Raw genomic sequence first — 9,135 nt, 5'->3', positions numbered from 1 at the left:
CGATCGGTCACCGCTCGTCGCGATCCCGCGGGGAACCGCCCGATCGCCGGCTCTCGTCGAGGTCGTCGTGGATCGAAGGCGGTCCGCTGGGGCGCTCGTCGATCGCTCCCGATTCGTCGGACTCGTTCGCGTCGACGGTCACTTCGTCGTCGACGGTGATCGTGACGGGCTCGACGTCCTCGTCGCCGAACCCGGGTTCGCCCCGATCGAGCACGCGATCCAGCGTGAAAATCGTGTTCAGTTCGTGCTGGACCTGATCGACGATGCCGCCGACGAGTTCGCTCGGCGCGATCGCCGTGTACTCGTACGGGTTGTTTCCGGCACCGTCGCTCGCACGCTTCTGGCGGCTGACCTTTCCCTCGTCGTTGAGCTCGGCGAGGGCTTCGCGGACGGTACTCGGGTACAGGCCCGTTCCCGTCGCGACCTCTTCGCTCGTGCTCCCGGGGTTGGCCAGCAGGTAGACGTAGATCTTCGCGCGCGTCTCCGTGTCGAGGATCCAGGCCAGGAGGTCGACGATTCGGCCGTCGACCTGCTCGATGGTCGTCGCCCCCTCACCGTCGTTCGTCTCGGATCGGACCTCGTCGCGGGCCGTCAGGTCCGGATCGTCGGGGTCCGTTCCAGTCATGTCCTCTCACGAGGGACCAAGCCTCCTGCCGGATTAAACCTTTGCGTGGCACGTCTGGCACCTGGGCTCGTCCCCTCCGTCGTCCGACGACGGGCTTCTCTGTTACCCGTTCCCGACGCGGTAGAGCGATCGAACGGTCGGACCGGACGCTGAGGTGTCCCGGGAGCGGGACGGGTTCGTTGGAGTGTCACGGCTCGTAGACGATTCGCCGTGGCGTCTCGGGGTCGTCGACGGTTCGAAGTGTCGGCTCGGAGTCGTCGGCGGTACGATGTGGCGCGCTCTGGACGTAGGCGTCCGTCACGATCGATGACCAGGGCGTGTTCACTCGGGCCGAAGTTCCAGGTCGGCGCACAGCCCGTCCACGCCGGGGTCCTCCAGGAGACGCCGCTGGCGTTCGGCGCCGCTCTCGCGCTCGTAGACGCGGCGGATACCGTCGACTCCCAGCCGTTCGCACTCCCTGTCGACCAGTTCGCCGAGATCGATCGTCCCCTCCAGGTCGCGGTCGAACAGCGTCGCCTCGTGGCCGTTCCGGATCGCGCGCCACTTGTTCTCGTCGAGAACCTCGCGACGGTGATCCCGGGCGCGGCCCCGGGCGCCGTCCTCGTAGGCCGCCGCCAGATCTTCGACCAGGGCGTGGCCGTACTCGACGAACGCGAGTACGACGTCGGGATCGGCCTGTCCGTCAGGGGTTCGAATCTCGACGGTACCGTGGCCCGTGTGGGGTCTGACGTCGTACCAGAGCTCGCCTCGATCCGCGATCGCGTCCCCGTCGACCATTCGGCGTTCGAACCGGTCGAAGGACTCGAAGTCCTCGAAGTAGGTCGGCATGCCGGTGTTCGGCAGCGCCTCGAAGATCTTCGCCCGCGCGGACTGCAAGCCGGTATCGAAGCCGTTCCAGTAGGGAGAGTTCGCAGAGAGCGCCAGCATGACCGGGACGTACCAGCGGAGCTCGTTGGCGATCCAGACCGCCTTGTCGGCGTCGTCGACGCCGACGTGAACGTGGACGCCCGCGGTCGTGTTTCGGTGCTGTGGATACTGAATGCGATCGAGCTGCGATCGGTAGCGCGGCTTCTCGGCCCGTTCCAGTTCCCGCCAACGAGCGAGCGGGTGCAATCCCGCGGCGGCGATCCCGTAACCGTGCGCGTCCGCGTGGTCGACGAGCGCCCGGCGGACCTCCCGAAGCGCCTCGCCGACGCGGGCGGGATCCTCGATCAGCGGGGTTTGCGTCTCGATGACGCACTTGAACAGTTCGTGGTCGAGTCGATCGACCAGGATCTCCGGCGGGTCGTGCTCGTAGACGAGTTCGTCGGTCCCGCTCGTGGGACGGCCGTTCGCGTCGACGACGAAACACTCCTCCTCGACGCCGATCGTGCCCATCCTGTCGAACGACTCCGACGACCCGCGGTCCATCGAACGGCTCTTTCGCCTGAGGGGGTAATACGGTTTTGGAGTCGGCAGTCGAGTCGATCGCGACCATCCCGAACGTCCGGTTCGGCCGCGGGAATCGTTAAGTTTCGATCCGTGGTACGCCGGTGCATGAAGAGCGCTCCGGGCCGGGACACCCGCCCGGCGTACTCGACCCAGCGGCGGACGTGGTACGGCTACGGCTCGCTCGGCCGCGTCGAGAAGAGCGGATTCGGCCGATTCCTCCACGACGCGACGTACATCTTCGGGGACGTCTCGGTGGTGGCGTTGCCGTCGTTGTTCGCCATCATGGCGGCGGAGCCGGCGGAGGGATACGCCCTCACCGGGGGAGCGCTGGTCGTCTGGATGACGATGTGGCTGGTCGGAACCGTCATCCGCGGCGGCTGGATCGCCCCGTTCCGGACGGACACGCTCGGCTGGGTGTCGCTTCGACCGTCGATGCTCGCTCTTCGGCTGGTGTATTACAACGCCGTCGTCCTCATCGGCGCCTACGGTGGCGCCGCCGTCGTCGACGCGGTCGGCGCGTGGTACGCGTGGCTGATCGTCGCGTCGGCTTTCGCCGCGATCGCGACGATGTGCTTTCCTCGAACCGCCGAGTCGGTGGCGCGGTACCTGGACGACCGACGGGATCGTCCGTCCCGAATCGCGAACTCGTAATCCGGATGCGCACCGTAAACCCCCGTGATCCCGATGCGTACCGTAGATATGCGCGGTCCCGATGCGTCACGTAGCCTCTCGCGATCCCGATGCGTCCCGTGACCTCTCGCGATCTCGATGCGTACCGCGAATCTCCGAGAGCCCAGCCGTCACGAACACCTCCGCGACCGACTCCCTACCGGGGCCTCGCGACGACGCCAAGGTGATCGGCGTGGAACCCGTCGAGCCGCTCGGTATCGAGCACCTCGTAGCCCTCCTCGAGGTCGTCCAGCACCGCATCGAAGACGGTCGACGGCTCGGCGGTTACGTCCTCGCTCCGAGCCTTCACGGCCAGTATCAGTCGCCCGTCGTCGGCCAGGAACCGACCGTTCTCCAGCGCCACCCGAGCCTGTCCCCGCGTGGCGACGTCCTGGATCACGGCGTCGAGGTCGGCCTCGACTACGTGGGCGTATCGCTCGGGAAACCTGGCATCCGCGAGCAGCGGGAACAGTCGGGAGCGCGATTCGGCGACCTCGAGCAGGTCCCGGGCGGGTCGCGGTGCGAACTCGACGGCGTACGTCGGTCCGGCGAAGTCGGCGACGTGGCTCACCGTGGTTCCGCTGGCGGCGCCGAGGTACAGCACCGTTTCGTTCGGACCGCCCGCCAGTCCCGTCTCCATCCCGAGTTCGAGCATCGCGCCGAGCTTGGAACGGCGTGGGTCCCAGGCGCGCCACTCCCCGTCCGTCGGTTCGCCGTAGACCGGTGACCCGCGCGTGGCGAGGCGCTCGCGGCCCTCAAACGGACGGCGTTCGACGCCGGTCGGCAACTCACTCATCGGCCGACCTCCGTTGGCCGTCGTCCGTCTCCGATCCATCGGCCCGTTCGTCGTCGTCGGCACGCGCCCGGATCGTTCGAATCCGATCGGCGAGTTCGTCCGCCAGTTCCGGTCGGAGTTCGCCGGAGTAATGATCGACCCGCGCGGCGATCGTGAGCTTGCCCGCGAGCGCTCGGGCCGCCGAGCCGCGATCCTCGGGCCGGGTGGCGCCGACGGCTTCGTGCGTGTAGATGACGCCGTGTTTCGGCGACGGGGCGTGTCCCCTGAGGTGGGCGAACAGCGCGTCCTCCGCGCCGAGCACCTGAAGCGTCCCGCTCGGCTTCTTGGCGAGCGATTCGAGGCCGCCGGCGAGCGAGAGCAGGCGGGCGGTGAGAACGGGCCCGGCCATCGACGAGAGGTTCGGTGCGACGGTCGGAGCCTGCTCCCGGATCGTCGCTTCGAGGCGATCGGCCTCCTCGGCGAGGTCGACGACCCGCCCGGCGAGCGATACCACGGTCGCGTCGTCGACCTCGGTCTCGCCGTTCGCCACGGAGCGGGCGTAGGAGACCCCGCTTCCCGGGTCGCGGTCGATCGTTCCGGCCCATTCCGACAGTCGCTCGGCCAGCTCGTTCGCGGTCCGGCGACAGTCGTCCATCGCCCGCACGGCGTGGATCAGCTGTCGATCGTCCGCTCGCTCTCGGTCCTCCACGGCCGCTCGCGTCGCCTCGACGGTTCCGCGGTGGAGTCGATCGTAGTACGCCGCGGTCGTCTCCGCGAATCCGGTTTCGACGGCGAGTCGGGGCCAGTTCTCGGGTTCGTCCGTCGTTCCGGCGGCGATCGCCTCGGCGTCCCCGTCGGAACCGTCCGTGTCGGCGGCCGCGAACCAGCCAGATTCCCCGGCTCCGGTCCGGTCACTCATCGTTCGGCGATAGTCCCCCCGACCGTAAATGCGTTCCCGAATCGGCGGGCCGACCGCGTGATGGGAGGCGGAAAGATCGCAACGGGTTTCGGAGGAGTATCGTATCGAAACCCCTGCGAGTGCGCCCGACAGAACCACGCTCGTGCAGGTGTGAGGTTTAATTGAGTGACCACGACTTATGCCTTCATCGAACACGGGCGTCTCGAGCGGTCCGAACGACGAGTCGTTCGGCGAGTGCCGGTACGATAACGACACGCCGCCGAGCGTCGCGATCGTTCGGGCCATCGCCGCCATCGAGGACGTCGACCCGCGGGAATCACCGGACACGCTCGGCATTGCGCTTCACGATCACCTCGATTCGGCGGCGCTGGATCGACTCGTCGCCGGCACCGACGGCGACGACGCCGTCGACGTCGATCTCACCCTCAACAACGGACACCGGTACGACGTCCAGATCCGCGACGCCGGTCGCGTCGTCGTGGAGAAGACGTTCTGAACCGGCGACGGATTTCGACCGGCGATGTGCGAATCTCCGCGATTGGCATTCCCGTCCACGACGGTCGGGGCCTCGGCACCGCCGTCCACGGGGGTCAGCGGACCTCGGGGTCCGGACGGTCGATCGTGACTCGCGGACGGATCGATTCGTCGTCGATCGCGGCCGGATCAACTCGTCGGCGCCTCGGCGCTCTCCTCGATCAACTGGATGAGCACGGACGCGAACAGCGAACCGGCGCTCCAGATCGCCGTCTCGGTCTCGTCCTCGTCGACGACGCTGAGGAGGATGGTGTCGTCGTCGGCCAGCACGATCCGTCCGGAACGTTCGTCTTCCGAACGGTGTTCCGGGGGCGTGGTCACCGAGATCCGCGGGTGGTCGTCGAACAGCGATCGGACCGCCGCCGACCGGCTCAAGACGTGGACGTCGGCGCCGTCCTCGGCCCGCGCCTCGACGGCCCCGACGATCTCGTCCGTCACCAGCGCGGGAAGCCGCGCGCCGAAGACCACCCGATCGGTCGAATCCGTGACGAGATCGACGACTCGATCGTCGACCCGCTCGCGGCCGCGGACGGTCCAGATATTCTCCTGCGCTTCCTCCCCGACGCTCTCCTGGCGGACCGTTTCGACGTACTCGAAGGCCCGTTCTTGCTCGCTCTCGAAGCGGTCGCGGAGGATACTTCGGGCCTCCTCGACGCTCACCGGGCGGTACCGGATGGGGCTCGATTGCTGGACCTCGAGGAGCCCGCGATCCTCGAGACTCTCGGAGACGCTGTAGACCTGCGATCGAGGGACGTCGGTGACGCGGGCGACGTCTCGAGCCGTCCCCGAGCCGAGCTGCTGGAGCGCGATGAACACCTTGGACTCGTAGCTCGTCAGCCCCAGCCGCTCGAACGCTTCGACGGCCTCGGATTCCGACGGCGTCAATCGTCGTCACCTCCGGTCGGGTCCGGTTCGCTCGCGCCGGGTTCGTCGACCGCCTCCGTTCGATCGCTCGACCAGGCGAACGAGACTCCCGTCGGCCCGAAGTACCGCGTCCAGAGCACGAGCAGCGACGGAAGCACGACCACGCTCGCCAGGAAGGCGTAGAAGATCGTCAACCCCGTGATGATGCCGAACTGGCGAAGGACCGGGAGGATTGCCAGCGACAGCGTGCCGAACCCGCCGATGGTCGTGGCCGCGCTCCCGAGCAGCGCGCCGCCGGTGCCGGTGACCGTCGTCTCCATGGCGTCCCAGACGTTCCCCTGTCGGTCGAGTTCGAGCGTGTACCGCGAGCTGATGTGGATGCTGTAGGCTACCCCGAGCCCGATGGTGAGGCTGGTGATCATCCCGGTGAGGACGTTGAACGGCATGCCCATCAGGTACATCGAGCCCAGGATCCAGCTGGTCGCGAACGCGACCGGGAGCAGCGTCACGGTCCCCAGGGCGGCGCTGTTGCCCGTCAGCCGGTAGGCGATCGAGAGGAATCCGAACACCACGACGAGGGTGATCAACAGACTCTGGATGACCGTCTCGAAGAGGTCTTGCTCGACGACGTAGCTGACGATCGGGTCACCCGTCGCGATCGCCTCCCAGCGTCCGTCGCCGGCGGTCTCGAGGTCGCTCGCGCCGTCGCGCATCTCGTCGGTCGTGTCGCCGAAGGACGCACCGCCCTCGATCGCGACGACGAGCCGGGCCGCTTCGTACTCGCCGACGTCGGTCCGGTAGAGCAGTTCGCTGGCGGCCGGATGGACCTCGAAGAGCTCGTCGTACAGCGCCTCGACGTCCCGATCCGGGACGTCGTTCCCGGTCTCGTCGGCGGCCTCGAACGACGCCGCGAACGATTCGTTGTAGGCCTCGTGGTCCTCGTCGGCGACCTCCTGCATCATCGACAACGGACTGCGAACGTCGGCCTCGCCCGTCGGGAGAGTGTAGACGACGTCGCCGTCGGCGAGGCGCTCTTCGGCCGACGCGATCTCTTCGAGCGCGTCGTCGTCGGCCACGTCACCCCGCATCAGCAACTGCGCCTGCGAGTCCTCCCGCGCGAAGTGTTCGTTGACGAACTCGATGTTCGCCTTGGCCTGGTATTCGCCGGGTCTGATTATCTCGGGAAGGTTCTGCGTCCACTCGGGCGGACTCTCGGCGAGGAAATCCTCCTCCTCGAAACTCGTGTCGACGTTCGCCGCCCCGTAGACCCCGGCGGCGGTGACCAGCACCACCGCGACGAGCAGGACGATCGGCGCGCGTCGCGCGGCCGTCGCCCCGATCGAGAGCGCGTCGCTGAACCGACCGCCGCCGGTTCCGAACGCCCGCTTTCGGCGATCCAATCCCGCCGACTCGAGGGCGGAATCGAGCTCGACTTTGGCGGCGGGGATCAACCCGCCGAAGACGATCAGCGCCGCGAGGATGCCGAACGCGCTGACGATGCCGAACTCCCGGATCGGGGCGATCGGGCTGACCAGGTTCGCCAGGAAGCCGATCGCCGCGGTCGCAGTGACCCAGACGAGTGCGACGCCCACGCCGGCCAGCGCGATTCGCATCGATCCGCGGATGTCGTCCGTCTTGCCGTCGGCTTCCCGCTGCTCACGGGCCGCATCGGTGCCCGTTCGCGTTATGGAGGCGCGTAGCGCCTCCCTCTGTTCCCGGTGACGCATGAAGACGTGGATCGCGTAGTCGATCGAGAGACCGATCAACAGGACCGGGACGGCAACGAACATCTGGTTGAACGCGATCCCCGTCCAGCCCATGAAGCCGAACGTCCAGATCAGGACGAGGAAGATGCCGGCGACGCCGAGGACGATGTCGAGCAGGTCGCGGTAGGCGATCAGGAGCGCACCGACGACGAACAACAGCGCGAGCGGGCCGACGATCGCCAGGCTGTCCGCCATCGAGCGGTCGATCTCGTCGCTGATGATGCCGAATCCGAAGACGATCAGGTCCTGGTCCTGGCCGTTCGCCAGCTCCTGCAGGTCGAGCTGGGCGTCGAACGCGTCGCCTTCGACGCCGCCCATGTCGTCCATCCCGCCGTCTTCGGTCGACTGAGTGAACGCCGTCATCCGCGTCTCGGCGTCGGCCGTCCCCGGCTCGTAGGCGGACGGCATCAACCTGAGGACGCCGTCGTCGTCCCCGGAGAGGACGTCCCGAACGAGTTCGTCGTACTCGTCCTCCTTGAGGCCCTCGATCGCTTCGATCTGTTCGTCGAGCGACGGCGTCTCGCCGTCTTCGAGCTCGGCGAACTCGTCGGCGTAGACTCCCGACGTACCCTGCTGGTAGGCGCCTTCAAGCGCGTCGCCGAGCTCCTCCTGACTCGCTTCGTACTCCGCCTCCGAGATCTCGCCCGCCTCGTAAGCGAGCTCCAGGGCGACGAATTCGGACTCGATCTCTCGAACCTGTTCCATCGCGTCGAGGAAGACACCCGCCTGCTCGTCGTCCAGGCCCTCGGTGGCCTCGCCGCGGATCTCGTCCAGACCGGCCTCGATCTCGCCGGCCCGTTGTGCGTACTCCTCGTCGGAGACCTCTCCCGCCTCGTAGGAGGCGTTCAACGACTCGTACTCTCGCTGGAGTTCTCGAGTCTCGTCCAGGGCGCCCTCCAGTTCGGCGGTCGACGCCTCGAGTTCCCCGGCGCGTTCCTGCTGAACGTGAGTGATCGCCAGCGCGTTCTCGACCCCGTTGATCGGATCGTCGTCGACGAGCGTGGCGTTTACCGTTTCGTTGGCCCGAACCTCCTGCTGGAACGCCAGCGAATCAAGGATCGACTCCCGTGAGAGGACGTTGTCGTCCCGGACGATCACCTGGACCGTGGTTTGATTCTCCGTGTCTTCGACGGTGAAGTTCTCGTCGATGTATTCGGCTGCTTCCACCTCCGGCGAGTCGCTCTCGAACTGGTCCAGGGACGTCTCCTCGTCGACCATCGTCATCCCGGAGCCCACCAGCACCGTGAGCAACAGCAACACGACGAGGACGGTCTTGCTCCGGGTTGTGATCACGTCCGCGATACGGTCCGGGAGGCTCACCGGGCTACCCCTCCTTCCCACGGCTCGAAGTTCGCACTCATCAGTTGTTAGGATCCTACTAAACGGCCGGCTTTATAGCTGTTGTTTCGACCCCACTAATAGTATAACTGACAGTATTTGCCGACTGGTTGGCAGTCGCTCGAACCGTCACCGGTTCGGTCCGACGAATCCCAGACTCGGAACTCACCTGATCGGGTCCGTCCAACGGATCCCCAGACTTAGAACTCACCTG

Annotated in this window: 8 protein-coding genes; 2 read left to right on the top strand and 6 right to left on the bottom strand. The window is 67.0% G+C overall.

Going from position 1 to position 9,135, the window contains the following annotated elements; genetic code table 11:
• Positions 1-7: 7 nt before the first annotated feature.
• Together QZT59_RS01510 and QZT59_RS01505 are read right to left on the bottom strand one after the other, a co-directional pair.
• Entirely contained in the window at positions 8-625 is a 618-nt protein-coding gene (locus tag QZT59_RS01510; RefSeq protein WP_290810352.1) for a helix-turn-helix domain-containing protein, read from the bottom strand.
• Positions 626-946: 321 nt separating this feature from the next.
• Positions 947-2,035: a glutamate--cysteine ligase gene (locus QZT59_RS01505; protein WP_290810349.1), complete on the bottom strand. Its 1,089-nt coding sequence runs from the start codon at positions 2,033-2,035 to the stop codon at positions 947-949.
• Between the two features lie 126 nt (positions 2,036-2,161).
• On the opposite strand from QZT59_RS01505, the gene QZT59_RS01500 reads away from it, so the two are divergent.
• Positions 2,162-2,707, top strand: coding sequence for a hypothetical protein (locus QZT59_RS01500; RefSeq protein ID WP_290810346.1), 546 nt, complete (start codon positions 2,162-2,164; stop codon positions 2,705-2,707).
• A 175-nt stretch (positions 2,708-2,882) separates the two neighbouring features.
• Here the strand turns inward: QZT59_RS01500 and QZT59_RS01495 are convergent, their stop codons facing one another.
• Together QZT59_RS01495 and QZT59_RS01490 are read right to left on the bottom strand one after the other, a co-directional pair.
• Positions 2,883-3,521: a fibrillarin-like rRNA/tRNA 2'-O-methyltransferase gene (locus QZT59_RS01495; protein WP_290810343.1), complete on the bottom strand. Its 639-nt coding sequence runs from the start codon at positions 3,519-3,521 to the stop codon at positions 2,883-2,885.
• A complete protein-coding gene (locus QZT59_RS01490) occupies positions 3,514-4,419 on the bottom strand; it encodes an NOP5/NOP56 family protein (protein ID WP_290810341.1) in 906 nt (301 codons plus the stop codon). The genes QZT59_RS01495 and QZT59_RS01490 overlap by 8 nt, the downstream gene beginning before the upstream one ends.
• A gap of 178 nt (positions 4,420-4,597) precedes the next feature.
• On the opposite strand from QZT59_RS01490, the gene QZT59_RS01485 reads away from it, so the two are divergent.
• Positions 4,598-4,915: a HalOD1 output domain-containing protein gene (locus tag QZT59_RS01485; protein WP_290810339.1), complete on the top strand. Its 318-nt coding sequence runs from the start codon at positions 4,598-4,600 to the stop codon at positions 4,913-4,915.
• Between the two features lie 167 nt (positions 4,916-5,082).
• Here the strand turns inward: QZT59_RS01485 and QZT59_RS01480 are convergent, their stop codons facing one another.
• Together QZT59_RS01480 and QZT59_RS01475 are read right to left on the bottom strand one after the other, a co-directional pair.
• Entirely contained in the window at positions 5,083-5,838 is a 756-nt protein-coding gene (locus tag QZT59_RS01480; RefSeq protein ID WP_290810336.1) for a helix-turn-helix domain-containing protein, read from the bottom strand.
• Positions 5,835-8,903, bottom strand: a complete 3,069-nt coding sequence (locus QZT59_RS01475; RefSeq protein WP_290810334.1) for an MMPL family transporter — start codon at positions 8,901-8,903, stop codon at positions 5,835-5,837. Before QZT59_RS01475 ends, QZT59_RS01480 begins: the two co-directional genes overlap by 4 nt.
• Positions 8,904-9,135 lie beyond the last annotated feature (232 nt).

This window comes from Halovivax sp., assembly GCA_007119345.1.
GTDB lineage: Archaea > Halobacteriota > Halobacteria > Halobacteriales > Natrialbaceae > Halovivax.
Note: the sequence above shows the minus strand (reverse complement) of the source record. Positions and strands in the feature narration are given on the sequence as shown.

Excerpts from the sequence above, each read along its gene's own strand:
- QZT59_RS01510 (WP_290810352.1), bottom strand. The coding sequence starts at position 625 with ATGACTGGAACGGACCCCGACGATCCGGACCTGACGGCCCGCGACGAG.
- QZT59_RS01505 (WP_290810349.1), bottom strand. The coding sequence starts at position 2,035 with ATGGACCGCGGGTCGTCGGAGTCGTTCGACAGGATGGGCACGATCGGC.
- QZT59_RS01500 (WP_290810346.1), top strand. The coding sequence starts at position 2,162 with ATGAAGAGCGCTCCGGGCCGGGACACCCGCCCGGCGTACTCGACCCAG.
- QZT59_RS01495 (WP_290810343.1), bottom strand. The coding sequence starts at position 3,521 with ATGAGTGAGTTGCCGACCGGCGTCGAACGCCGTCCGTTTGAGGGCCGC.
- QZT59_RS01490 (WP_290810341.1), bottom strand. The coding sequence starts at position 4,419 with ATGAGTGACCGGACCGGAGCCGGGGAATCTGGCTGGTTCGCGGCCGCC.
- QZT59_RS01485 (WP_290810339.1), top strand. The coding sequence starts at position 4,598 with ATGCCTTCATCGAACACGGGCGTCTCGAGCGGTCCGAACGACGAGTCG.